The sequence below is a fragment of the Streptomyces sp. NPDC001920 genome (assembly GCF_053594495.1).
The window spans coordinates 319,128-342,307 of sequence record NZ_JBSFEP010000005.1 but is presented as its reverse complement, the minus strand read 5'-3'; the positions used below and the strand labels follow the sequence as shown (position 1 = coordinate 342,307).

Sequence of the window (23,180 nt, the reverse complement as noted above, 5' to 3'; positions counted from 1 at the left end):
CCAGCCAGCACCAGAGGGAGTCCTCCGTGAGACCTGCACTCACCCGTCGATCGGTCCTCGGCTTGATCGCCGGCTCGGCCGCCGCGACCGTCACCGGTGTCTCGGGCGGTACCGCCCACGCCGCCGTGCCCGCGTCACCCGGTGTGACGTACACGAACACCATTGCCGAGCAGCGGGCCGACCCGCACATCTTCAAGCACGCCGACGGCTTCTACTACTTCACCGCCACGGTTCCGGCGTACGACCGGATCGTGCTGCGCCGGGCCACGACGATCCAGGGGCTCACGTCGGCCCCCGAGACGACCATCTGGACCAAGCACGCCACCGGTGCGATGGGCGCCCACATCTGGGCACCGGAGATCCACTTCATCGACGACAAGTGGTACATCTACTTCGCCGCCGGTGACGCCAACAACATCTGGAACATCCGGCCCTACGTCCTGGAGTGCGCGGACGCGAACCCGATCACGGGCGCCTGGACGGAGAAGGGCCGCATCGCCCTGCCGCTCAACACGTTCTCCCTGGACGCTACGACCTTCGTCGTGAACGGCACCCGATACCTGTCCTGGGCGCAGAACGACCCGGCCGTCGGCCGCGGCACCAACCTGTACATCGCCCAGATGGCCAACCCGTGGACCATCACCGGCACGCCCGTCATGATCAGCCGGCCGACCGCCTCGTGGGAGACCGCCGGCGGCGAGACGGTCAACGAGGGCCCGGCCGTGATCCAGCGCAACGGCAAGGTCTTCATGACCTTCTCCGCCAGCGCCACCAACGCCGCCTACTGCATGGGCCTGCTGACCGCGCCCGCCTCGGCGAATCTGCTCAGCGCCTCGTCGTGGACCAAGACCGCGAACCCGGTCTTCGCCAGCAACGACGCCACCAGCCAGTACGGCCCCGGGCACAACCAGTTCACGGTCTCCGAGGACGGCAAGTCCGACATCCTCGTCTACCACGACCGCAGCTACAGGGACATCAGCGGTTCCCCGCTCAACGACCCCAACCGCCGCACCCGCGTCCAGAAGATCTACTGGAAGGCCGACGGCACACCCGACTTCGGCATCCCCGTCGCCGACGGCCTCACCCCGATCCGGCTCTCCTCCTACAACTTCCCCGACCGCTTCATCCGGCACTGGGAGTACCGCGCCAGGATCGAGGCGAACGTCGCCCCGCTGGCCGACTCGCAGTTCCGCACGGTCACCGGTCTCGCCGGCACCGGCACCGTCTCCCTGGAGTCGGCGAACTTCCCCGGCTACTTCCTGCGCCACAAGAACAACGAGGTGTGGGTGGAGAAGAACGACGGAACGTCGCTGTTCGCCGGTGACGCCTCCTTCACCGCCCGGGCCGGTCTCGCGGACTCCGCCGGGGTCTCCTACGAGTCGTTCAACCTGCCGGGCCGCTACATCCGCCACTACAACTACCTGCTGTACGTCCAGGCTGTGAGCACGACGACCGCCCAGGCAGACGCCACCTTCTACACCCAGTGACCGGGACCGGCGTCCCGTGACCCCTCGGGCAGCTCCGACCCCACGGGGCCGGAGCTGCGCGAACGAACCGGCCCGCCACAAGCGAAGAGTCTCCACGCCCCGACTGGCGTCCACGAGCGTCAAGACGGGCCGCGCCGACGCCACCTTCAACATCGTCGACTGCCCCACCGCAGGAGCCCACTGCCCCGTGCCTGTCCCTCACCAGGCGGCGGGGCGGTGGCGACTTCGACCGCCCTACTCCGCGGCATACGCCGAGAGCAGCGGCTGAAAGAAGCCGCTCTCCCGCGGCATCCGCCACCTCGGCGCCACGAACCCCGCGTCCGCCGCGAGAACGGACAGCCGGTTCTGGCTGAGCGCCCAGTAGGTGGTGCGGTGGACCTGGACACGCCACTCTCCGCCGGACGGCAGGAGCTGGAACAGCTCCAGGTCGTAGTGCTCGCCGTCCTCGTGCCAGTGCCAGAGCTGGAAGGTGACGGTCCGTTCCTGACCGTTCGTCGGACGGTAAACCTGCGGAGGCGTGGATACGGGGCGGTCGCGCAGCAGGTCGTCGTAGGGACGTGTGCTGGCCAGCAGCAGGCCGCCCGGACGCAGCACCCGGCGCAGCTCCGTCAGGGCGGCGTGGACGTCCTGCTCCGTCAGCAGGTGGGGCAGGGCGTTGTCGGCGCAGACGACGACATCGAAGCGGGCGTCGGAGAAGGGCAGGCGCCGCATGTCGGCCACGGCTGTGCGCAGCGGCACGTTCCGGAGGGCGGCCTCACGGGCTGCGCGGGCGGCTGCGCGGCGGCTGATGTCCGTCGCGATGACGTCGTGCCCCCGCAGCGCCAGGCCGAGGGCCTGTGTGCCGATGCCGCAGGAGCAGTCCAGCACGTCTGCCCGGTCCCGTCCGATCAGGGCGTCCAGGGCCTGGCCCTGCCGGCGCACGCTCGCATCCCAGTCCGCGTAGATCAGGTGGTAGTTGTCGGCCAGGCCGTCGTAGAACCGTGCCACCGGGGTCTCAGGCATGGCCCGAGGCTACTGCGCCTCGGCCTGGACGCCTCGGCCCAAGGACTCGATCGTCGGCGGCCGGCGCCGGCCGGACTCGCGGCTCGGCCCGCCGCACGGGGGAGCCGGCTCGCTTCCCGACCGCCGACTGAGGGCAGACCTTCGGCGGAGGGCACTCGATCAGAGAGGAAGACGATGGTCCCATCGGAACGGGAACCGGAGCAGGAAGCGCAGCGGATCGGCGTACCCGCCGAGTCCACCGCGGGCGAGACCAGAGTGGCGGCGACACCGTCCACCGTGGCCAGACTCGTCGCCCTCGGGTACGACGTGGTCGTCGAGCCGGGGGCGGGGGAGTTGTCCCGCTTCTCCGACGCGGCGTACGAGGAGGCGGGCGCCCGTCTCGGCGACCCGTGGCGGGCCGACATCATGCTGAAGGTCAACGGTCCGTCGAGCGAGGAGATCGGCCGGCTGCGGGACGGAGCGACGCTGATCGCGCTCATCGGCCCGGCCCTCAACCCGGAACTGGTCGAGGAGCTGGCGCGGCGGCCGGTCACCGTGCTCGCCATGGACGCCGTCCCCCGCATCTCGCGCGCCCAGTCCCTGGACGTCCTCAGCTCGATGGCGAACATCGCCGGATACCGGGCCGTGGTCGAGGCGGCGCACTCCTTCGGCCGTTTCTTCACCGGCCAGGTGACCGCCGCGGGCAAGGTGCCGCCGGCCAAGGTGCTGGTGGCCGGGGCCGGTGTGGCCGGGCTCGCGGCGATCGGCGCGGCACGCAGCCTCGGCGCCGTGGTCCGCGCCACCGACCCGCGGCCCGAGGTCGCCGAGCAGGTGCGCTCGCTGGGCGGGGAGTTCCTGGAGGTACGGCCCGAACGAGCCGGCCAGGAGACGAGCGCCGACGGTTACGCCAAGGCCACCTCGGACGACTACAACCGGCTCGCCGCGCGGATGTATGCCGAGCAGGCCGCCGACGTGGACATCATCATCACCACCGCGCTCATCCCCGGCCGGCCCGCGCCGCGGCTGATCACCGCCGAGGACGTGGCGCGTATGAAGCCGGGCAGCGTGATCGTCGACATGGCCGCGGCGCAGGGCGGCAACGTCGAGGGGACGGTCGCCGGGAAGGCGGTCGTCACCGACAACGACGTCACGATCATCGGTTACACCGATCTGCCCGGCAGGCTCCCGGCCCAGGCGTCGCAGCTGTACGGCACCAACCTCGTCAACCTGATGAAACTGCTCACCCCCGGCAAGGACGGACGGCTCGTCCTCGACTTCGACGACGTGGTGCAGCGGTCGATGACCGTGGTACGTGACGGTGAGAAGACCTGGCCACCACCACCCGTACAGGTGTCCGCCACGCCCGCTCCCATCCCGACGCACGGCCCGGAATCCGAGGGAGTGCCCGGCGTCACCGCGAAGCCAGGGCGCTCACCGCGGTCGGGGTACGCCCTCGTCGGCGCCGGAGCGCTCGCGCTCTTCCTGGTGACCGCCTTCTCGCCGCCCCGGCTGATCACCCACTTCACGGTCTTCGTCCTCGCGATCGTCATCGGCTTCTACGTCATCGGCCAGGTGCACCACGCGCTGCACACCCCGCTGATGTCGGTCACCAACGCGATCTCCGGGATCGTCGTGGTGGGCGCGCTGCTGCAGATCGGGCACGGAAACACCTGGGTCACCATGCTGTCGTTCGCCGCGATCCTGCTGGCGAGCATCAACGTCTTCGGAGGATTCGCCGTCACCCGCCGCATGCTCGCCATGTTCTCGAAAGGCTGATCAGGGATGACCACCTACACGGCCGCACAGGCCGCCTACGTCGTCGCCGCACTGCTGTTCATCCTCAGCCTCGCCGGACTCTCCCAGCACCGGACCTCCCGTTCGGGCGTCGTCTGGGGCATCGCGGGGATGGTCGTCGCGACCGCCGCCACCATCGGTCTCGCCTCGCGGTCCCTCACCACCACCGGTCTCGTGCTGATCGCCCTCGCCACGGTCTCCGGCGCGGGCATCGGACTGTGGCGCGCCCGGGTCGTCGAGATGACGGGCATGCCGGAACTGATCGCCATCATGCACAGCCTCGTCGGCCTCGCCGCCGCGTTCGTCGGCTGGAACGGCTACCTCGACGTGGACGCCGGTGGTCACGCCGGTGAGGAACTCACCGGCTCGCTGCTGCGCATCCACCACGCCGAGGTCTTCATCGACGTGTTCATCGGTGCCGTGACCTTCACCGGATCCGTCGTCGCCTACCTGAAGCTGTCGGCGCGGATCAAGTCCCGCCCGCTCATGCTCCCCGGCAGGCACGTCCTGAACCTCGGCGCGCTCGCCGCCTTCGCCGTGCTCACCGTGGCGTTCGTCGCGCGCCCCCACATGGGACTGCTCATCGCGGTCACCGTGGTCGCGCTCGCCCTGGGCGCGCATCTGGTCGCCTCCATCGGCGGCGGTGACATGCCCGTGGTCGTCTCGATGCTCAACAGCTACTCCGGCTGGGCCGCGGCGGCCTCGGGCTTCCTGCTCGCCAACGACCTGCTGATCGTCACCGGCGCGCTGGTCGGCTCTTCAGGCGCCTACCTGTCGTACATCATGTGCAAGGCGATGAACCGCTCGTTCCTCTCGGTGATCGCGGGCGGATTCGGCGCCCCGACGGCGACGGGTGACGACGACGGCGAGCGGGGGGAGCACCGGGAGATCAACGCGGAGGACTCCGCGGAACTGCTGCGCGACGCGTCCTCGGTGATCATCACCCCGGGTTACGGCATGGCCGTCGCCCAAGCCCAGTACCCCGTCGCGGAGTTGGCGCGCAAGCTGCGCGAACGAGGCGTCGAGGTGCGCTTCGGCATCCATCCGGTCGCCGGTCGGCTGCCCGGTCACATGAACGTGCTGCTCGCCGAGGCCAATGTGCCGTACGACATCGTCCTGGAGATGGACGAGATCAACGACGACTTCGCGGCCACCTCGGTCGTCCTGGTCATCGGAGCCAACGACACCGTCAACCCGGCCGCCGCCGAGGACCCGGACAGTCCGATCGCCGGGATGCCGGTGCTGCACGTGTGGGAGGCGGCCCACGTCGTGGTCTTCAAGCGCTCCATGGCCACCGGGTACGCGGGCGTGCAGAACCCGCTCTTCTTCCGGGAGAACACCCAGATGCTCTTCGGCGACGCCAGACAGCGGGTGGAGGACATCCTGCGCGGTCTCGACGCCCTCGACACACCGGAGCCGGAGATGGCCGGCACCACCCGCTGACCGGTCTCCCGCCGTCCGCAGGTACGCCGCTCGCGGTCACAAGGGGTCAGCCTCATGCCGGCGAGCGGCGTACCGCCGCTGTCACCACCACGCGTCGAACGTCGCCCCCATGGACGTCATGCGGTCGTGGAGAGTCTGAGGGTCGTGGCTCGCCTGACCCCGCCGACGCCCAGCAGCTCGGCCAACGCCGCGTTGAAGCTGTCGAGTCCCTCGGCCTCCAGATGGGCGACGATCTCGTTCGGCATGATCTCGGTCGCCAGCACCTTGCAGCCACCGAGGCTGTGGTGCGTCAGACGGTCGAGTGCGGAGCCTTCGCCGGCCGGCTCCACCTCGAACAGCACGTACGCACGGACCAGCATCTGCGAGCACCTCATTCCGTTCGAAGTCTGGTGCGCCGGTCTGGTTTCGTCAGTCCGGTTCGCCACGTATCGGGCGATGCGACCAGTCCGATGAAATTAACACTGTGGTTCGTCGGTTCTCGGCAGGCGCGGTCGTGTGGTGTGGCCGCCCACCGCCGCCAGCCCCGTACCGAGGAGGACGTACGCGGCGAGGGCCGGGACCGGGATGTGGCCGCCCGCGCGGTCGACGGCGTCGATGAAGTAGCCGGAGAGGCCGGCCCAGACCAGCCCGCCGACGAGTACGAGCAGCGCGTTGCCGTTCTCCCGCATCACGCGCATGCCGCCCCACAGCAGAACGGGCATGAGAACCCAGGAAGCGGCGGTGGCGAGCAGGAACTCGAAGGCACCGGAGAGCACCGCGTCCCCGCTCGCGGCCTCGCGGTCGCGGGCCCACGCGTAGCCGGTGGACATCAGGGCGTGGCAGGCCGCGGTGGCGGAGGCGACGGTCAGGGCGCCTTTGGCTGATCGTGCGTACCGCATGGCGGGAACTGCTCCTTCTTCGTGGGCCGGCGGGCCCCGGACATGTGTCTCGGGACCCACCATCGCGTGCGGACGGAGGGCGACCGCACAGGGGTCAGCCGGTCATGATGCTGCCGAACTCCGGGTATCCGCTGGTGGAGATGCCGACGGTGGACGGGCCGAAGGAGACCGCTCCCGCGGTGCCGATCGCGGTGCCGTCGGAGAGCAGACCGACAACGGTACCGTTCCAGTCGTTCTCGCCGTTGGCGCCGACGGTCAGGTCGGCCTTCCCGTCGCCGTTGACGTCGGTGAGGAAGACCTCGCCGCCGAACTGGTCGGACTTCTCGTTGCCGCCGGGCACGCCGGCGGTGTCCTGGTGCAGGTACTGGCTGCCGGTGGCGGTGACGCCGGCGGCGGATCCGTACAGGACGGTGACCGCCCCGGTGTCGATCACCGAGGTGGCCGTGGTGGTGAGGTTCTCGCCGGGCGCTCCGACGGCGACGTCCGCGTAGCCGTCGCCGTCGATGTCGCCTACGGCCACCTCAAGGCCGAAGCGGTCGCCGGTCTCGGCGACGCTGGGGACGCCAGCGGAGTCCTGGCCGATGACGTGCGTCTGGTAGGAGCGGTAGGTGTTGCCGTACATGACGCTGATCTTGCCGCCCTTGACGGCACCGGGGATGCCGTCGTCCCAGGGTGCGCCCATGACCACGTCGTCCATGCCGTCGCCGTTGAGGTCCCCGGTGCCGGTGATCAAGCCCGCCGCCAGGTCGTCCTGGGAGCCGTCCTCCAGCCTGGTGCCGGTGGGCGAGGCGTAGATGAGGACGTTGGTCCTGTACCCGGTGTCGGCGTCGAAGCCGCCCACGATCAGGTCGTCGCCGCCTCCTCCGTTGAAGTCGCCGGTGGTCAGCTGCAGGGCACCGGCGTTGCTCGCCTTGACGATGTTCGGCACGGCGTAGTAGGTACCGCCGTTGCCGCCGGCTTTGGTGAAGGCGCCCCTGAAGATCCAGACCTTGTCGGACGTGCCGCCCGCCGCCAGGTCCGTCTTGCCGTCGGGGTCGAAGTCGCCCGTTGCCAGGGACTGGCCGAACCTGTCCTGGCCCGAGGCGTTCGGGTCGGCGACGGTGGTGCCGCCCGCCAGGCCGGTGGCGGAGCCCCAGACGATGGTGACGGCGCCGCCGTCGGTGTCGCTGCCGACGTCCTCGCCGGGGGTGCCCACGGCGAGGTCGGCGTACCCGTCGCCGTTGAGGTCTCCGGCCGCTGTGGTGGCGCCGAACATGTCGTCCGTCTCGGCGCCGCCCGGGACACCGGTGGAGTTCTGGCTGACGAGGGTCCGGTTGGTGGCCTTGAGGCCGTTCGCCGAGCCGTACATGACGGCGATCTGGCCGGCCCGGGACTTGCCGCCGACCGTGGCGAGCGGAGCCGAGACGGCGACGTCACGGTAGCCGTCGCCGTTGAAGTCGCCCTGCAGGCCGGAGCCGGCGGCGACGGCGGTTCCGGCACCGACCGCCAGCAGAGGGCCGGTCAGCGCGACCGCCACGGCCGTGGCCATGACGATGCGTACACGTGTGGGCATGCGGCGTTCTCCCGAGCATGCGGGGGACACCGCGCGGTGTCCCGGGCCATTGGGGTGCCATGGTCCGCGGACGCGGCGCTGGCATATGCCAGACCTCGAGGGTCTGGCATATGCCAGACCCTCGAGGTGGGTCGGCGGTTGTACGCGATTCGGTGCGATTTTCGGCGCCGGCTCGGGGTCTGCCCGCACCGGCGGCCCTCGTCCCGGTCTCGCGGCCCCCGGCGTCCGTATCGGACACGGGTCGGTCATCGGCGCCGGCCGTGTCGTGAGCCGCAGCAGCCCCCCGATGACCGTGGAGGTCGGCGCTCCTTGCCGGGTGGTCCGCCCCGGCACGGACGCGGACCTCGCCACGTGTACCGCCGGGCGTCACGCCGCTCGCTGAGGCATCGGATGGTGGGCCGGAGATATCGGGGCGCGACGGTGTCTCCGCGCGCCCGCCGACGGGCTACCGTGCGCCTTCTCCCGCGTCGTCGCCGTCGTCCGTCGAGGGTCCGCACTCGGTGCACACGCCCGTGAGTTCCACGGTGTGCCTGACCTCCGCGAACCCGGAATCCGCCGCGATCCGTCCGGCCCATCGCTCGACGGCCTCGGCGTTCACCGGCCGGCTGTGGCCGCAGAGGCGGCAGATGAGGTAGTGGCGGTGGCCTTCGGGGGGCCGCCGCCGGTACAGCCGCTCCCCGGAGTCGTCGCGCACGACGTCCACCCCGCCCGACGTCTCCAGTTCGCGCAGCGCCCGGTACACCGTGGTCAGGCCGATCCGCGTCCCGTCCGCTGTCAGCAGCAGGTGCAACTCCTGTGCGGACACGAAGTCCTGGCAGCGGGTCAGTCCTGCGGCCACGGCCGCCCGCTGTCGCGTGCTGCGGGGGCTCACCCCACGTCACTCCCATCGTCCTGCCGGCCGGTTGGATCGCCGAGTGCGCCGTGGCTACCGGCCCACGGGGTCGGCTTCGGCCCTGTCGGTCCGGGTGCGCATCATCGTGTGGCCGCCGTGATGCAAGGGCGTGTCCAGCTGCCACCGGGCCGCCTCGCTGCCCGTTCGGGTATCGAAGAGGTGCACCTCGCCGTGGCCGCCGCGGGTGACGGCAACCCAGTGGGCGCCCGGTGATGCCGCCACCGCACGGCGTTGGACGCCCTCCCAGGGGGTGCCGCCGCGGCGGGGCGCGCCCTGCATCGCCGGGAGGGGAGCGCGGTGCGCGGTCCCGGTGTCGGTGTCCAGCAGGATCAGTTCGTCGCCGTCCGGATGGATGCGGGTGAAGGCGGTGTGGTTCTCGGCGAAGGCCAGCCGGAAGACCAGCCCGGGGCCGAGGTCCGTCAGGGTCGTACGGTCGGTGTCCAGGTCGTGGTGCCATGCCTGGTTGGTCCACTCCGGCCATCGCAGGGGATCCGCCGGGCCGCCCCGCAGGGTCGACCACAGTGCGGGTCGCCGCGGGTCGAGCCGCAGATACCAGCCTCGGGCGAGCGACCCCCACGGGATCACCGGCTCCGCGACCAGAGCGTCGCCTTTGCGGCGCGCCCGGTGCACCCCCTCGCCGGTGGCCGCGAACACCAGGCCGCGGTCCGGGTCCTGTGCGTCTCCGTGTCCGTCGTCGGGCAGTGCGAGGTGCGTGTGGGCGGACACGGCGGGGCAGCCGGGCGGCGCGGCGAGCAGGTCGGCGAACCGGTGGACGGCCAGGGCGCCGGGCTCCCTGTGCCGCAGGACGAGGAGAGGCTCCCCGTCGCCGAGTACGGTCACTCCCGGCTCGCCCGCGCGCGTGCGTACGCGGGCCGCGTCTCCCGTGGCGAGGTCGACCACCGTCAGCAGATCCGACCAAGGCTCGCTGTTCTTGCCCAGGCCCGTGGTGACGGCCGCCCACCGGCCGGACGGGTCCACGGCGAGATGCTCGGCCGGCACGGCCACCGCAACGGACTTCTCGACCAGCTCCGGGCCGAACGGGTCGAGCACCAGCAGTTCGCCCCTGCGGTCGTCGACGCATGCCACCCGTCCGCCGGGCAGTGCCAGGAAGCCCGCGTGCTCGGAGATGTGACGTCCTGTCAGGCGAGCGGTCTCCGTGCCGTCCGGCACGGTCAGGACAAGCAGACACCCCTCCATGTGGTCGGAGACGAGCAGCAGTGGGCCGGCGGTCATCGGTGCCTCCATCGTCGAAAAGGGATCAGAGTGAAAATGATTATCATGTATGTTCGCTGGGTCCGGGGAACATCAAGGAAGAAGCGAGGGCATCGATGCTGCGCTCACCGTCGAGATTCGTTCGTAGCTGCGTCGCCGCAGCGGTAGTGGGATCGGTACTGGTCGGATGCGGCGCGTCCACCGAGTCGGCGAGCGAGCCGAGTGCCGCCGCGGCCGGGCCCAGGACCGACGTGACCGTCGAGAACATCAAGGCCACCCTGCAATTGACGGACGCCAACGGGGTCAAGATCTCGTTGCAGAAGAAGCCCGAGCGTGTCGTCTGCCTCTTCGCGCTCTGCGACGACATCCTGACCGAGCTCGGCATCGTCCCGACGGCCACGAACAGCGCGCTGCTCGCCCACCCCCGCTTCCTGGGCGCGGCGAAGGCCAAGGAAGTCGACATCGTCCCCGGCGGTTTCATCGCCCCCGAGGTGGAGGCGATCCTCTCCCACAAGCCCGATCTGGTGATCGGCCTGCAGGACACGCACGGCAAGCTCGCCCCGGCGCTGAAGGGCGCGACCACCTTCTGGCCCATGCAGCCGGAGACATGGCAGGACAGTGTGGGGTACCTGCGCGACACCGCCGCGCTGACCGGCCGTACCGCCGAGGGCGAGAAGGCGGAGAAGACCTTCCGGACCAAGCTCGCCGAAGCCGAGCGGGCCAGGAGCGACAAGACCGCCCTGGTCATCTACGGCAGCGACGAGAACTTCGGTGTCGCCACCCCCGAGACGGACGTGGCGGCCAGCCTCTTCCCCAAGCTCGCCGAGTACCCCTGGAAGTCGCGTGGCGTGGAGGGCAGTTACAGCCTTGAGGAGATCCTCGCGGCCGACGTCGACGTGATCTTCTCCGAGACGATCAGCTTCGGCGATGCGGACGGCAAGCTGTCGCAGAAGCTGGCCGAGAACCCGCTGTGGGGGAAGATCCCGGCCGTGCGGAACGGCGATGTCCACGAGGTGAACTCCGAGGTGTGGGCCAAGGGGCGTGGCACCCGCTCGCTGGGCATCGTGCTCGACGAGGCCACGGCCGCGCTGCGGTGAGCGCACCTCCTGCGGCAGGGGCACGGCGGGGGGCCGTGCTGTCCGTACGGACATGGCAACTCGTGGTGGTGTCGGTGCTGTTGGCGGCTTCTTCCGGATGTGCGCTCAGTCTGGGCACGCCTCTCGTGCCGCCGCACCAGCTGCCCGGTGCCTTCCGGGACGCCGATGCCACCCTGGCCGGGATCGTCGTCACCGAACTCCGGGTACCCCGGCTGGTGCTGGCCCTGGTGGCCGGTGCCTGCCTGGGCGCCGCGGGACTGGTGTTGCAGGAGGCGCTGCGCAACCCCCTGGCCATCCCGGAGATGCTGGGGGTCTCGTCGGGAGCCGCGTTCGGGGTCTCCGCGCCGTTGGTGCTCGCGGTGTCCGTCCCCGCCGTCGTCCAGCCGATGCTGGCGATCGGCGGGGCGGTGGTGGGCGGCGGACTCACGCTGCTCGCGGCCGGGATGGGACGCAGCCCGTCGGCCGTACTGCTCACCGGAGCGGCGGTCGCCGCCGCGTTGCAGGCCGCGCTGCTCGTGCTCATGGTGATGGCCGACCAGCTCGACCTCCAGCTGATCTACCGGTTCCTGCTCGGCTCGCTGTCCGCCCGTACCTGGGACGACGTCACCGGACTGTGGCCCTGGCTGCTCGTCGCGGTCCCCGCTCTCGTGCTGTGCGCGCCGGTGCTCTCGGTGCTGCGGCTGGGGGACGAGGACGCCGAGGCGCTGGGTGTGCGCGCCCAGCGGGCCCGGCTGGCCGCGCTGGCCATCGCCGTGGTGCTGATCGCACCCGTGACGGCGGTGTGCGGGCCGGTGGCGTGGGTGGGGTTCCTCGCGCCCCACCTGGCACGGCGGTTCGATCCGGCTGCGGACGCGGTGCGTTGGCTGCCCTGGTCGGCGGCCTGGGGGGCGGTCGTGGTGGCCGTCGCCGACGTCCCGGCGCGACTGGCCCTGGCGCCCGTCGAGACACCGGTCGGCGCCTGGACGGCTCTGCTCGGCGTACCGGTCGGCGTCGCCCTTCTTCGGTCGGGCCACCGGAGGCCGGCCGGCCGGCAACGCGTAGCGCGGAGCGCCTCGGCAACCGCCCAGCCGCACGGCAACGGGTCTTTCCCGCAAGAGTGCGGGGACGGCCGAGGACGACGACAGCCAGGGGCCCGGTTCGACGGGGTGCCTGGGGCGGGGGAAGCCCGATGAGCCGACGCATCCGGGCGCTGGTCGCCCTCGTCGCCGTATGCGCGGGTGCCGAGCTGGTCGCCGGACGGGGCATGTCCCCGGCCGCGGTCCTGGACGTCCTCGGCGGAGGCGGCGACGCGACGCAACAGCACATCATGTTCCAACTCAGGCTGCCCAGAGTGCTGGTGGCCCTCGGCGCCGGTGCCTGCCTCGGTGTCGCGGGCCTGGTGCTGCAGTCCGCACTGCGCAATCCCCTGGCCGGACCGGAGGTCACGGGTGTGACGCCGGGCGCGGTGCTCGGGGCCGTCACCGCCACCGGACTCGGCCTCGCCGGGTGGGAATCACCCCTCGCCGTGGTCGTCGCCGCATGTGTCGGCGGGTGCACGGGGGCCGCGCTGTTGTGGCTGCTCGCCGGGCGGGGCCGGGGCGACCCGGCGCAGACCGCCCTGCACGGGGTCCTGGTGTCGGCGGTGCTGGGCGGGTTGACCGCCATGGTCCTGCTGGTCGCGCCGGGGGAGCTGGGCAGCGTCGTCCAGTGGCTCGTCGGCACGACGGAGGGCCGGGTGTGGCAGCACTGGCACCTGCTGTGGCCGTGGGCGCTGGCCTGGGGTGCCGTGGCGTGGCTGCTCGCCGGGCCGCTGACCCTCTTGCGCTGCGGGGACGAACTCGCCACCGCGGCGGGGCTGTCGACACCACGTGCCCGCAGCCTCGCCCTGCTGTGCGCGGTGGCCCTGACGGCCGGTGCGGTGGCCGCCGTCGGTGCGCTGGGGTTCGTGGGACTGCTCGTTCCGCATGTCGCCGTGGCCCTGTTCGGAGCGGACCTGAGGGTCTCGCTGCCCGGTGCCGCTCTGGTGGGCGCGGCCGTGGTGTGCGGGGCGGACGCGGCGGCGCAGCTGCTGTCGAGGCTGCTTGCCGTCGCGTTGGACTTCGGCCGGCTCACCTTGCCGGTCGGGGCGCTCACCACCTGCCTCGGGGCCGCGCTGCTGCTGGTCGTGGTGCGTCGCGCGCCGGACCGTACGTTCTGAAGTCGACGGAGGAAAGCATGACCGAGTCCGTGGGGATCCGCGTGGAGGGGGTCCGCTTCGGCTATCCGGGCCGACCCGTGCTGCGTGGCGTCGACATGAGCGTCGAACCGGGTGAACTGACCGCCCTCATAGGGCTCAACGGCTGTGGCAAGTCGACCCTGCTGCGGCTGTCCGCCGGGCTGCTGCGACCGGACGAGGGGCGTGTGCTGCTCGGCGGGGACGATGCCGCCCGGCTGTCCCGGCGCGCCACCGCCCGGCGGGTGGCGTTGCTGCACCAGTCGGCGCCGGCCGTCCCGGGCATGACCGTACGTCAGCTGGTCCGGCAGGGTCGCTACGCGGCCCGCGGCCCGCTCGGCATGCTGCGTGAGGGGGACGACCCCGTGACGCGGCGTGCCCTGCGCGACGTCGGGGTGGAGGGCTGGGCCGAGCGCGACGTCGACGCGCTGTCCGGAGGCGAGCGGCAGCGGGTGCGGCTCGCCATGGCTTTGGCCCAGGACACCCGCATCCTGCTGCTCGACGAGCCGACCACGTACCTCGACCTGCACCACCAGCTGGATGTGCTGCAGACGGTGGTGCGGCTGCGCGCGGAACGGGGCCTCACGGTGGTGATGGTGCTGCACGACCTGGCGCACGCCGCCCGGTTCGCCGAGCGGATCGTCGCGCTGCGGGACGGCCGTGTGGTGGCCGACGGGGCTCCGAAGGAGGTCGTCACCCCCGGGCTGCTCGCGGACGTCCTCAAGGTGGCGGGCCGGGTCGGCGAGGATCCTGAGGGTGGCTGGCCGGTGTGTTACCCGGATCACCCTCTCCGGACTAGTAAATGATAATCATATTCATTAGGTTCTCTTCTGCGGCGCTCGTCCGAACGCCGCATCTCCCCTGAGAAACAAGGAGAGTTCATGGAGAACGAGCAGGTCTTCGCACCGATCGCCGACCCGGGCCAGCTGGCCCACGCCTCGGCCACCCACTCCAACGCGCTCGTGGAGAACCCCTTCGACGACACCGAGGAGTGAACAAGGGCTGAGTGCTCTTGACGGTGGGCCCACCCGGTACTGCCCGGGGCGGGCCCACCCCCACCTCCCCACGGCCCTTCCTGACAGGAGAATCGACGTGTCCCGCAGCCAGCTCGCACCCGGGGTCGAGGTCGTCACCGTGCCCGGACGCGGTCTCGCCGTCCGTACGGCCGACGGGGAGTTCCTCAGCGTGCGGACGGGTGAGGCACACCAGGACGCGCTGCTCGACCGGCTCGCCGGCACGGCGAGCGACGAGCCCGACGCCGAACTCGCCCGTATCGTCGGGGCCTTCGAAGACGCCGGATACCTGACCGACGGCGTACGGCCCACGACCTGGCCGGCCGAGCGCCGGGACGTCCGGCTCGTCGGCGAGCCCGCGGTCACCGGGCCCTTGGCCGCGTACCTGCGGGCCGAGGGCGCCGAGCCCCGGCCGACGGCCCCCGAGGAAGCGGCGGACGGCCGGCCCGCCGCCGTGGTGTGGTGCCTCGACGGGCCCGTGCCCGAAGGGCTGTGGGACGCGGCCGACCGGCTGCCCGAGCGCGGTGTCGCCTGGCTGCGCTGTCACCGCGAGGGCTGGCAGGCGTACGTCGAACCCCTCGCGGCCGCCGCAGGAGACGTCACCTCGGCCCACGTACGGGCACGCAGACGGGCCGCCACCCGCGCCCACCGCGAGCTGGACGCCTACTGGACCGGCCCTCGTACGTCCGGCGAAGCCGTGCGTCTCACGGCCGCCGCGGCGGGACTGCTCGCCGCCCTGCTCGCCGACGACCTCACCCGGTGGGCCACCGACACCCCCGGCCACGGCTCACTGCCCGCCAGGCGCCGGCTCCGCAGGATCGACCTGCGCACGCTCACGGTCACCGACCACCCCGTCCTGCCCGTCCCCGACGTCGCGGCCATGCCCGGGAAAGCCGGATGAGCCTGCTCACCGCGACCGTGGACGGCCTTGCCACCGACGTCCACCTCCCGGACGCAGACGGCCCCTTCCCGGCCGTACTCGTCCGCACGCCCTACGACCGGCGACGGCACCGCGCCGAACTGCGCGGCTGGGCCCGGCGCGGGTTCGCCGCACTGGCCCAGGACGTGCGCGGCCGACACGCCTCGGCGGGGCAGTGGCACCCGTACGAGAACGAGGCCCCCGACGGAGCGGCGACCGCCCGCTGGATCCGCCGGCAGCCCTGGAGCGACGGGCGGTTGGTCGCGGCCGGCGCGTCCTACGCGGCGCACTGCGCGCTCGCGCTGGCGCTCGGCACCCCCGAGGACGCCCGCCCCGACGCCGTCATCGCGGCCGTACCGGCCCTGGGCATCGCCGAGACGGCACGTGAACCCTCGGGCGTGGAGCGGCTGGCGGCCCGTGCCGGGTGGTGGGCGGCCCACGGCGACCGACCCGACTGCGACGAGGAGGCCCTGGTGAAGGCCCTCGCCGCGGACCCGGGACTGCTCACCCACCTGCCGGTGACGGACCTGCCCGCGCGCCTCGGCCGCGACCTCCCTTCCTGGCCGGGCCTGTGGCGCCATCACCAGCGGGACCGGTTCGCCTCCCTGGCATCGGACGCCCGCGTACCGCTGCTCGCGGTCGGCGGTCACCACGACCACTTCGCCGAGGACACCGTCACGCTGTGGAACCGCTGGGGCGGGCCCTCGGCACGCCTGCTGACCGGTCCCTGGGGCCACGGCCTCGTCGCCGCGCCCGGTCCCGACGCCACGCCGGCGCACCGGGTGAGCCTCGGCGACCTCTACGCCCGCTGGGCCCGCCTCGCCCTCGCCGGCGGACTCGGGCACGGGCGCCGCGGTGCGGTCGGGCTCGGCGGCAGCCCTGTATGGATTCCCGCCGGCGTCGAGGGCGAGCCCTGCCGTCCGCACCTGCGCACGGTCCACGGTGCCTCCTTCACAGCCGACCCCGAACGCCCCCTCGCCTCCGACGGGTTGCGCGTCCCCACCGAGAGCACGCCCGACCGCTGCCTGCTCGTCTCCGCGCCGCTGCCGCGTCCGCTGGACCTCGTCGGCCCCGCCGAGGTACGGCTGCGGGCCACCGCCGACACGCCCGCCGCGGACTGGTTCGCCAGACTCGTCGCGCTCACCCCGGAGGGCGGGGCCGAGCGGCTGGCCGTCGGCGCCGTACGGCGTGCCGACCCTCCCGGCCGGGCCGCGGAGTTCGGCGTGGCGCTCGGCGGGATCGCACGGCGGCTGACGGCGGGCACGCGGCTCCGCGTCGAGATCGCCGGGCACCACTTCCCGGCCCACGCCCGCAATCCGCACACCGGCGAGGACCCCGTCACCGCCACCCGGTTGCTCGCCTCCCGGCGGGCCGTCGACCCCGGACGGGTGGAGCTGCGGCTGTCCGCGCTCCGTGCCCGTCCCGTCCCCATCGACCCCGCAGAGGAGATACTGCGATGACGGCACTGCCGTTGGAAGCTCTCGTCGACCCCGTCTGCGGCATCGTCCGCAAGGTCGAGCCCGTCGAGCACCCCGTCGGGGCCCCGCCCCGCTACACCGCGCTCACCGCCGAGATCGCCGACGCGCGCGAGCTCGGGCTGTGGCCCGCCGACCGGGTCTCGCTCGGCACCACCTTCGGTGATCCCGAGGGCGCCCGGATCGCCGCCATAGCCGAGGGCGTCGAACGGTACTGCGGCAACCGCGTACCGCCGCCCGGTCACCCCGACGCACCGCTGCGCGCCACCGCCGCCGAACTGGCCGACAAGGGCCTGCGGCTGTACGGGCCGGACGAACTGCCCGCCTACGCAGACTGGCAGTACGGCCGTGAGAAGTTCCCCTACCGCCCGCTCACCCCCGACACCCCGTCCCTGTGGACGCGCGGCCGAGAACGCCTGCCCGGCGGGGAGACCGCCGAGGTCTGGGCGCCGGTGGCCCTCACCCACCTCAACTGGCGCCAGGGGGAGCTGCGTTCACTGCCCCGTACCCACCACCTCAACTACGCGGGCATCGCCACCGGGCAGGGGTTCGACGACGCCGTCGAGCGCGGCCTGCTGGAGATCGTCGAACGGGACGCGCTGGAGCTGTGGTGGCACCTCGACGGCCCGACCCACGGCATCGACCCGGCCGGTGTGCCCGGACTCACCGACGACCTCGCCGGATCCGGGCTCGAGGTATGGCTCGTCGCGATGCCCTCGGAGTTCGCGCCGTGCGTCGCCGCACTCGTCCACGATCCCCGGCTCGGCATCCACGCCGCCGGGTTCGCCTGCAAGTACGACCCGGCCGAGGCCGCCCGCAAGGCCGTCCTGGAGGCCGTCCACACCTGGGTGTTCACCCAGGGCCTCACCGACCCCGGCGGCTGGGTCTTCCAGGCTGTCGAGGCCGGGCTCCTCGCCCGCGGCCTCTATCTGGACCACCGCGAGGACGGCCGCTACCTCGACTCCTGCGGCGAACACTTCGCGCACGTCAGGGACCTGGGCGCGCATGTGCAGGTGTGGCTGGACGAGCGGATGGCGGCCCAGGCGCGGCGGTTCACCGAGCCCGCGCACGGGGTGGTGTCCATCGACGCGGTGGAGCCCGGCAGCCCGGACCGGCTCCGCCGTGCGCTCCAGGACGGCGGCCACCGCGTCATGACCTTCGACGTCACCACCGAGGACGTGGCCGAGACCCCGCTGCGCGTCGCCCGGGTGCTCGTCTCCGGTCTCCTGCCCAACGCCCCCGCCGCCTTCGGGTACTTCGGCTGCCCGCGTCTCGGCGAGGCGGCGGTCGAACGGGGGTGGCGTACGACCGCGCCGTCCGGGCCGGAGGACTTCACGCTCGCTCCTCCGCCGCACATGTGAGGCCGGCCCGTGGATCTCGCCGGCGCCCTCGCGCGCGCCCGTTCCCCGGAGCGGCCCGGCCCGGACACACCCGCCGGTCCCGCCGTCCGCGCATGGCCGGGACCGGCGGGCCCGTTGCCGGAAGCCGGTGCCGGGCAGCTGGACCTGAGTGAGCTGCTCCGGCTGTCGCTGGCGGCATCGGACACTGCCGGGCGGCTTCGGCCCGCGCCCTCGGCGGGTGCGCTGCACCCGGTGGACGCCCAGCTCGTCGTGGGCGCCGACTGCGCTGTGCCGCCAGGGCGCTACGGCTACGACCCGCTGGCCCATCGCGTACACCGGCTGGGGCCGGCACCCGACGACACGCCGCCCGGAGCGAGCGTGGAACTGTCCGTCACCGCGCGCCGCACGGTCTCCCACTACGGCCACCGCGCCTGGCCGCTGACGCTGCTGGACACCGGGCACGCGGCGGCGGCGCTGTTGCTCGCCGGTCGCGCCCTCGGGGTCGCGGAAGCCGTCCCGCACCTGGACGGGCTCACCGAAGCGCCCTTGGCCGTGGTGCGGTTCGGCCCGCCCGAGCACGCTGTCCCGGACCGGCCACCGAGAAGGGGCGCGTCCGCGGCCGTATCCGACTCGGCTGTGGCGTCTCGGTCCGTATCGTGCGCGGCCGCCGCGTCTCGGGCCGTGCCGTCCCCGGCCACCGTGTCTCGGCCCGACCCGTCCCCGGCCGGGTTCCGTCCCGCGCCCCACGAGCTGCTGGCCCGCCGCAGTGCCCCGCCTCCGCTGCGGGGCCTGCCTCCCACAGACGCTCTCACGACGGTGCTCGCCACCGCCGTGGAGGCCAGCGCCGGTGAACTCTCCTGGTGCGCGGCCGTCGGCGGACCGCGGCCACAGCTCGTCGCGCCGACCCCGGACGGCAGGCTGCGGCGCCTCGCCGCGGGGGAGGCGCGGCCGACGCTCGCCGCCTGGGCGGCGGGACAGGCGTGGATCGCGGAGACCGGTGCCGTCCTGCTCGGCTACGGCTGCCCGACGGACGCAGACGCCCCCCGGATCCGGCGGACACACCTGCGCGCCGGGTTCGCCGTCCACCTCGCCCATCTGGCCGCCGTACGGCACGGCCTGACAGCCCGTCCCGTCGGTTCCTGGCAACAGGCCGACCTCGGCGCCGCGCTCGGTGCCGCGCCGGGCGAGGACTGGATCGTCCATGGCCTGGCCCTCGGCACCACCCACCCCGAGGAGAAGACCTCGTGATCGTCCACCCCGAGCTCCGCCGCGCCGCGCGGCACGCCCGGCGCCCGCTGCTCGCGGCCACCCTCCTGCAGGGGGCCGTCACCCTCACGCATCTCGCCCAGACCGTGCTCCTCGCCCTCGCCCTCGCCGACCTGGCCCGGGGTGCCACGGCCCGGCTCCCCCTGCTCCTCGGGGCCGTGCTCGGCGTCGTCGCCGCCCGGGCCGTTCTCGGCAGCGCGCAGCGGCGTACCGCCACCCGGGCCGGAGCGGAGGTGAGGGTGCGTCTGAGGGACGAACTCCTCACCCACCTCGGACGGCTCGGGCCCGCGCATCTCACCACCGCCCGCGCCGGAGCCGTCCGCACCACGCTCGTCGACGCAGTGGAGGGTGTCGACGCCTACGTCTCCCGCTACCTGCCCCAGCTCCTGATCACCCTCACCGTGCCGCCCCTGCTGCTCGCCGTCATGACCGTCGTCGAACCGCGCGCGCTCCTGGGCCTCGTCCCCGCCCTGCTGCTCGCCCTGGCCGGGCCGCGCGCCTGGGACCGGGCCCTCGCCAAGCGCGGCAAGGAACACTGGGACACCTACGAGGGGCTGGGTGCCGACTATCTGGAGGCGCTGCAGGGCATGCCGGCGCTGCGGGCCGCGGGCGCCGTCGGGCGCACCCGGCAGCGGCTCCAGGAGCGTTCGGCGGCGCTGCACCGGGCGACCGTCGCCAAGTTCCGTGTGTCACTGGTCGACACCGGCCTGACCGATCTGGCCATCCAGGGCGGTGTCGTCGCCGCGGCACTGCTCGCCTGCTGGTCGGCCGTCACCGGAGCCACCGCGGCGATGGGCACCTACCTGGTGCTGCTCCTCGCGTCCGAGTGCTTCCGACCCGTCCGCGACCTGTCACGCGAGTGGCACGCCGGGTACCTCGGTGTGTCGGCCGCGGACGGGCTCGCGGCACTGCGCACCGCCGAACCCCCGGTCCCGGACACCGGAACGCTGCGGGCACACTGGCCGACCCCGCCCCAACTACGCTTCGACAACGTCGAGTTCCGCTACGACGGGACCGACGCCCCCGCCCTGCGCGATGTCACCTTCACCGCCGAGGCGGGGCGCACCACGGCGATCGTCGGCCCGTCGGGAGCGGGCAAGTCCACGCTGCTCGCCCTGCTGCAGCGCCACCGCGACCCGCAGCGGGGCCGGATCGGCATCGGCGGTCGCGGCGTGTCCGAGTACACGCTCGACTCACTGCGGCAGGGCATCGCCGTCGTCTCCCAGCAGACGTACCTCTTCCACGCCACCATCGCCGACAACCTGCGCCTCGCACGGCCGGCCGCCACGGACGACGAGCTCGTGCGGGCTGCGCGCACGGCCGGCATCCACGACGAGATCGCCGCCCTCCCGGACGGCTACGACACCGTCCTCGGTGAACGCGGCGCCACCCTGTCCGGCGGCCAGCGCCAGCGACTGGCCCTGGCCCGCGCCCTGCTGGCGGACGCGCCCGTACTCGTCCTCGACGAGGCCACCAGCGCGGTCGACGAACGACGCGAGGCGGACATCGTGCGCGAGCTGCTCGACGCCGCGGGCGGCCGTACCGTCGTGGTGGTCGCCCACCGGCTGGCCGCCGTACGGCACGCCGACCGGATCGTGGTGCTCGACGGCGGACGCGTGGACGCCATCGGCTCGCACACCGCCCTCGTCGCAGCGGGGGGCCTCTACGCCGAACTCGTCGCGGCCGGCCGCACTCACGAGGAAGGGCTCGCCGCATGAGCAGCACCACCCCCGACGGCACCGCCGTAGCCATCGTGCCCGCGCGCGGCGCACTGCGCGCCCTGCTGCCGGCCCTCGCCGGGCACCGGGCCATGATGGCCCGCACCTGTGCCGCCGCCCTCCTCGAACAGGGCTCCCTCGTCGCGCTGTCGACGCTGGCCGCGCACACCGTCGGCACGGCCGTCATCGAGGACCGTGCCCCCTCGGCCGGTACGGTCACCGCCCTCGTTCTGCTCGTCGTGGTACGGGCCCTGACGACCTGGCGGGAGATGGACCTCTCGCACGACCTGGCCTACCGGGTGCTGGCCGAGCTGCGCGTGCGGATATTCGACGGGCTCGCCCGCAGCGCACCCGCGCGCGTGGCCGGCCGGCGCAGCGGAGACCTGGCAGCCACCGCGATGGCCGACGTGGAGGCACTGGAGTTCTTCTACGCCCACACCACCGCCCAACTCCTCGCCTCCGGCGTGGTGTTCACCGGGGGTGCCACGGCACTGGCCATGGTGGAGCCGTGGCTGTTGTCGGCGGTGCTGCCGGTCGCCGCGCTGCTCGCCGTGGCGCCCTTCGCCGACGCGTCGGGCCGCTCGGTGCGGGGGGCCCGCACCCGGACGGCCGCCGCGAAGCTGTCGGCCGACACCGTGGAAACCGTCGACGGCCTGCGCGAGCTGCTCTCCTTCGGCGGACTCACCGAGCGACGCCGTCAACTCGCCGCCCAGGGCCGGAAGGTCGGCGATGCTCAGCGCGCCGAGGCAGTGTGGGAGGCCATGGCCGCCGCCGTCCGTGACGCGCTCATCGTGCTCGCGGTCCTCGGGGTGGTGGCCGCGGCGGCGCAGTCGGTGACCTCCGGGCGGCTGCACGGCCCTTGGGCTCCGGCGGCGATGACGCTCGCCCTGTCGGTGCTGGGCCCGGTCGCCGAGTCGGCTCGGGCACTGAGCCAGGCCGTGGGGCTGCGTGCCGCGGCAACCCGCGTGGACGCCGCCCTGAACGCGCCCGTACTCGCCCCGCCGCCCGCCTCTCCCCGCCGGCTCCCGCCGGGCCCGCTGGGGGTGCGACTGCAGGGGGTGAGCTTCGACTACGGAGGCCGGCCCGTGCTGGACGGAGTCGATCTGACGGTTCCAGCGGGGCAGACCCTGGCCCTGACCGGCGCCTCGGGGGCCGGCAAGTCGACCTGCGCCCACCTCCTGGCCCGCTTCTGGGACCCGTCCACGGGAGCGATCCACCTGTTGCCCGAGGGCGGCGACCCGGTCGATCTGCGCGACCTGGCCGACGCCCGACTCCGCGCCGCCGTCGCCGTGGTGGGGCAGGACACCCCCCTCTTCCACGGCACGCTCGCGGAGAACCTGCGCCTCGGCGCACCGGACGCGGACGAACACCTCCTGGCCGCGACGGCCCGGCTGTGCGGCGTCGACCGGATCGCCCCCATGGACACCCGCGTCGGGGAACGCGGCGCCACCCTGTCCGGCGGCCAGCGGGCCCGTATCGCTCTGGCCCGTGCCCTGTTGGCGGATCCCGAGGTCCTCGTACTGGACGAGACCACCGCTCACCTGGACAACGCCGGAGACGCCGAACTGGCCACCGCCCTCGGCAAGGGACACCGCACCACGATCGTGATCGCCCACCGCCCCGCCACCATGCGCCGCGCCGACCGCATCGCCGTCCTCGACGCCGGCCGTATCGCGGAGGAGGGCACCTGGGAGGAACTCACCGCCCGCCCCGACAGCGCGCTCAACCGCGTACTGGCCACCACCACCCCGTCCTGACGCCGCCGACCACGGGCGACGGCCGTCCGCCGCGGGTCGGGCGGCCGTAGAGGTGGGTGGGCTGACGCTCCACCACGCAACCCGAAGTGCACCGGAGACCGGGTCCCGCGGCGCCCCCGCCCCGCACAAGCCGACGGAGGCCAATGGAGTAAATCGTAGTAAAAT

General features: G+C 73.0%; 20 protein-coding genes and 1 pseudogene. 14 read left to right on the top strand and 7 right to left on the bottom strand.

The genetic code is table 11. The annotated features are described in order from the left end of the window. Window positions 1-62 precede the first annotated feature (62 nt). Window positions 63-1,487: a family 43 glycosylhydrolase gene (locus tag ACWCPI_RS11155; RefSeq protein WP_451037935.1), complete on the top strand. Its 1,425-nt coding sequence runs from the start codon at window positions 63-65 to the stop codon at window positions 1,485-1,487. 234 nt (window positions 1,488-1,721) lie between these two features. On the opposite strand, the gene ACWCPI_RS11150 is transcribed toward ACWCPI_RS11155, so the two are convergent. Further along, window positions 1,722-2,489, bottom strand: a complete 768-nt coding sequence (locus ACWCPI_RS11150; RefSeq protein WP_451037852.1) for a class I SAM-dependent methyltransferase — start codon at window positions 2,487-2,489, stop codon at window positions 1,722-1,724. 174 nt (window positions 2,490-2,663) lie between these two features. Here ACWCPI_RS11150 and ACWCPI_RS11145 point away from each other — a divergent pair, with 174 nt between their 5' ends. Both ACWCPI_RS11145 and pntB read left to right on the top strand, forming a co-directional pair. Continuing rightward, a complete protein-coding gene (locus ACWCPI_RS11145; protein WP_451037851.1) occupies window positions 2,664-4,244 on the top strand; it encodes a Re/Si-specific NAD(P)(+) transhydrogenase subunit alpha in 1,581 nt (526 codons plus the stop codon). A gap of 6 nt (window positions 4,245-4,250) precedes the next feature. Next, window positions 4,251-5,705 carry a Re/Si-specific NAD(P)(+) transhydrogenase subunit beta gene (pntB, locus tag ACWCPI_RS11140; protein WP_451037850.1) on the top strand — a complete coding sequence of 485 codons (1,455 nt, stop codon included), beginning with the start codon at window positions 4,251-4,253 and terminating at the stop codon, window positions 5,703-5,705. Window positions 5,706-5,821: 116 nt separating this feature from the next. Here the strand turns inward: pntB and ACWCPI_RS11135 are convergent, their stop codons facing one another. The 6 genes from ACWCPI_RS11135 to ACWCPI_RS11110 form a co-directional block, all read right to left on the bottom strand. Continuing rightward, window positions 5,822-6,064, bottom strand: a complete 243-nt coding sequence (locus ACWCPI_RS11135; protein ID WP_451037849.1) for a hypothetical protein — start codon at window positions 6,062-6,064, stop codon at window positions 5,822-5,824. 96 nt (window positions 6,065-6,160) lie between these two features. Further along, entirely contained in the window at window positions 6,161-6,583 is a 423-nt protein-coding gene (locus ACWCPI_RS11130) for a hypothetical protein (protein WP_451037848.1), read from the bottom strand. A 94-nt stretch (window positions 6,584-6,677) separates the two neighbouring features. Next, a complete protein-coding gene (locus tag ACWCPI_RS11125) occupies window positions 6,678-8,135 on the bottom strand; it encodes a hypothetical protein (RefSeq protein WP_451037847.1) in 1,458 nt (485 codons plus the stop codon). A 445-nt stretch (window positions 8,136-8,580) separates the two neighbouring features. After that, window positions 8,581-9,006: a Fur family transcriptional regulator gene (locus tag ACWCPI_RS11120; protein ID WP_451037846.1), complete on the bottom strand. Its 426-nt coding sequence runs from the start codon at window positions 9,004-9,006 to the stop codon at window positions 8,581-8,583. A gap of 54 nt (window positions 9,007-9,060) precedes the next feature. After that, window positions 9,061-10,260: a hypothetical protein gene (locus ACWCPI_RS11115; protein WP_451037845.1), complete on the bottom strand. Its 1,200-nt coding sequence runs from the start codon at window positions 10,258-10,260 to the stop codon at window positions 9,061-9,063. A gap of 43 nt (window positions 10,261-10,303) precedes the next feature. Then, a complete protein-coding gene (locus ACWCPI_RS11110; protein WP_451037844.1) occupies window positions 10,304-10,507 on the bottom strand; it encodes a hypothetical protein in 204 nt (67 codons plus the stop codon). Between ACWCPI_RS11110 and ACWCPI_RS11105 the strand changes: the two genes are divergently transcribed. From ACWCPI_RS11105 to ACWCPI_RS11055, 11 genes and pseudogenes are all read left to right on the top strand, one after another. After that, the gene (locus ACWCPI_RS11105; protein WP_451037843.1) at window positions 10,491-11,336 is read left to right on the top strand and encodes an ABC transporter substrate-binding protein; all 846 of its coding nucleotides are present in this window, start codon (window positions 10,491-10,493) and stop codon (window positions 11,334-11,336) included. The genes ACWCPI_RS11110 and ACWCPI_RS11105 overlap by 17 nt on opposite strands. Before the next feature lie 80 nt (window positions 11,337-11,416). After that, on the top strand, window positions 11,417-12,508 hold the full coding sequence (locus ACWCPI_RS11100; protein WP_451037934.1) for a FecCD family ABC transporter permease: 1,092 nt from the start codon (window positions 11,417-11,419) through the stop codon (window positions 12,506-12,508). After that, window positions 12,505-13,512 carry a FecCD family ABC transporter permease gene (locus ACWCPI_RS11095; protein ID WP_451037842.1) on the top strand — a complete coding sequence of 336 codons (1,008 nt, stop codon included), beginning with the start codon at window positions 12,505-12,507 and terminating at the stop codon, window positions 13,510-13,512. Before ACWCPI_RS11100 ends, ACWCPI_RS11095 begins: the two co-directional genes overlap by 4 nt. Before the next feature lie 17 nt (window positions 13,513-13,529). Beyond that, window positions 13,530-14,349, top strand: a pseudogene (locus ACWCPI_RS11090) (ABC transporter ATP-binding protein). 59 nt (window positions 14,350-14,408) lie between these two features. Next, window positions 14,409-14,522 carry a streptamidine family RiPP gene (gene amiA, locus ACWCPI_RS11085; RefSeq protein WP_451037841.1) on the top strand — a complete coding sequence of 38 codons (114 nt, stop codon included), beginning with the start codon at window positions 14,409-14,411 and terminating at the stop codon, window positions 14,520-14,522. Between the two features lie 97 nt (window positions 14,523-14,619). Next, window positions 14,620-15,441 carry a hypothetical protein gene (locus ACWCPI_RS11080; RefSeq protein ID WP_451037840.1) on the top strand — a complete coding sequence of 274 codons (822 nt, stop codon included), beginning with the start codon at window positions 14,620-14,622 and terminating at the stop codon, window positions 15,439-15,441. Beyond that, a complete protein-coding gene (locus ACWCPI_RS11075; protein ID WP_451037839.1) occupies window positions 15,438-16,919 on the top strand; it encodes a CocE/NonD family hydrolase in 1,482 nt (493 codons plus the stop codon). Before ACWCPI_RS11080 ends, ACWCPI_RS11075 begins: the two co-directional genes overlap by 4 nt. Continuing rightward, window positions 16,916-18,295 (top strand): YcaO-like family protein, encoded by a 1,380-nt coding sequence (locus ACWCPI_RS11070; RefSeq protein ID WP_451037838.1) that lies wholly within the window; start codon window positions 16,916-16,918, stop codon window positions 18,293-18,295. Before ACWCPI_RS11075 ends, ACWCPI_RS11070 begins: the two co-directional genes overlap by 4 nt. A gap of 9 nt (window positions 18,296-18,304) precedes the next feature. Then, window positions 18,305-19,522 (top strand): SagB/ThcOx family dehydrogenase, encoded by a 1,218-nt coding sequence (locus ACWCPI_RS11065; protein ID WP_451037837.1) that lies wholly within the window; start codon window positions 18,305-18,307, stop codon window positions 19,520-19,522. Next, entirely contained in the window at window positions 19,519-21,258 is a 1,740-nt protein-coding gene (locus ACWCPI_RS11060) for an ABC transporter ATP-binding protein/permease (protein WP_451037836.1), read from the top strand. Before ACWCPI_RS11065 ends, ACWCPI_RS11060 begins: the two co-directional genes overlap by 4 nt. Beyond that, the gene (locus ACWCPI_RS11055) at window positions 21,255-23,015 is read left to right on the top strand and encodes an ABC transporter ATP-binding protein (protein WP_451037835.1); all 1,761 of its coding nucleotides are present in this window, start codon (window positions 21,255-21,257) and stop codon (window positions 23,013-23,015) included. The genes ACWCPI_RS11060 and ACWCPI_RS11055 overlap by 4 nt, the downstream gene beginning before the upstream one ends. Window positions 23,016-23,180: the final 165 nt, after the last annotated feature.

Coding starts and splice junctions, on each gene's coding strand:
- ACWCPI_RS11150 (WP_451037852.1), bottom strand. CDS start 2,489: ATGCCTGAGACCCCGGTGGCACGGTTCTACGACGGCCTGGCCGACAAC.
- ACWCPI_RS11145 (WP_451037851.1), top strand. CDS start 2,664: ATGGTCCCATCGGAACGGGAACCGGAGCAGGAAGCGCAGCGGATCGGC.
- pntB (WP_451037850.1), top strand. CDS start 4,251: ATGACCACCTACACGGCCGCACAGGCCGCCTACGTCGTCGCCGCACTG.
- ACWCPI_RS11135 (WP_451037849.1), bottom strand. CDS start 6,064: ATGCTGGTCCGTGCGTACGTGCTGTTCGAGGTGGAGCCGGCCGGCGAA.
- ACWCPI_RS11130 (WP_451037848.1), bottom strand. CDS start 6,583: ATGCGGTACGCACGATCAGCCAAAGGCGCCCTGACCGTCGCCTCCGCC.
- ACWCPI_RS11125 (WP_451037847.1), bottom strand. CDS start 8,135: ATGCCCACACGTGTACGCATCGTCATGGCCACGGCCGTGGCGGTCGCG.
- ACWCPI_RS11115 (WP_451037845.1), bottom strand. CDS start 10,260: ATGACCGCCGGCCCACTGCTGCTCGTCTCCGACCACATGGAGGGGTGT.
- ACWCPI_RS11110 (WP_451037844.1), bottom strand. CDS start 10,507: ATGTTCTCGACGGTCACGTCGGTCCTGGGCCCGGCCGCGGCGGCACTC.
- ACWCPI_RS11095 (WP_451037842.1), top strand. CDS start 12,505: ATGAGCCGACGCATCCGGGCGCTGGTCGCCCTCGTCGCCGTATGCGCG.
- amiA (WP_451037841.1), top strand. CDS start 14,409: ATGGAGAACGAGCAGGTCTTCGCACCGATCGCCGACCCGGGCCAGCTG.
- ACWCPI_RS11075 (WP_451037839.1), top strand. CDS start 15,438: ATGAGCCTGCTCACCGCGACCGTGGACGGCCTTGCCACCGACGTCCAC.
- ACWCPI_RS11070 (WP_451037838.1), top strand. CDS start 16,916: ATGACGGCACTGCCGTTGGAAGCTCTCGTCGACCCCGTCTGCGGCATC.
- ACWCPI_RS11055 (WP_451037835.1), top strand. CDS start 21,255: ATGAGCAGCACCACCCCCGACGGCACCGCCGTAGCCATCGTGCCCGCG.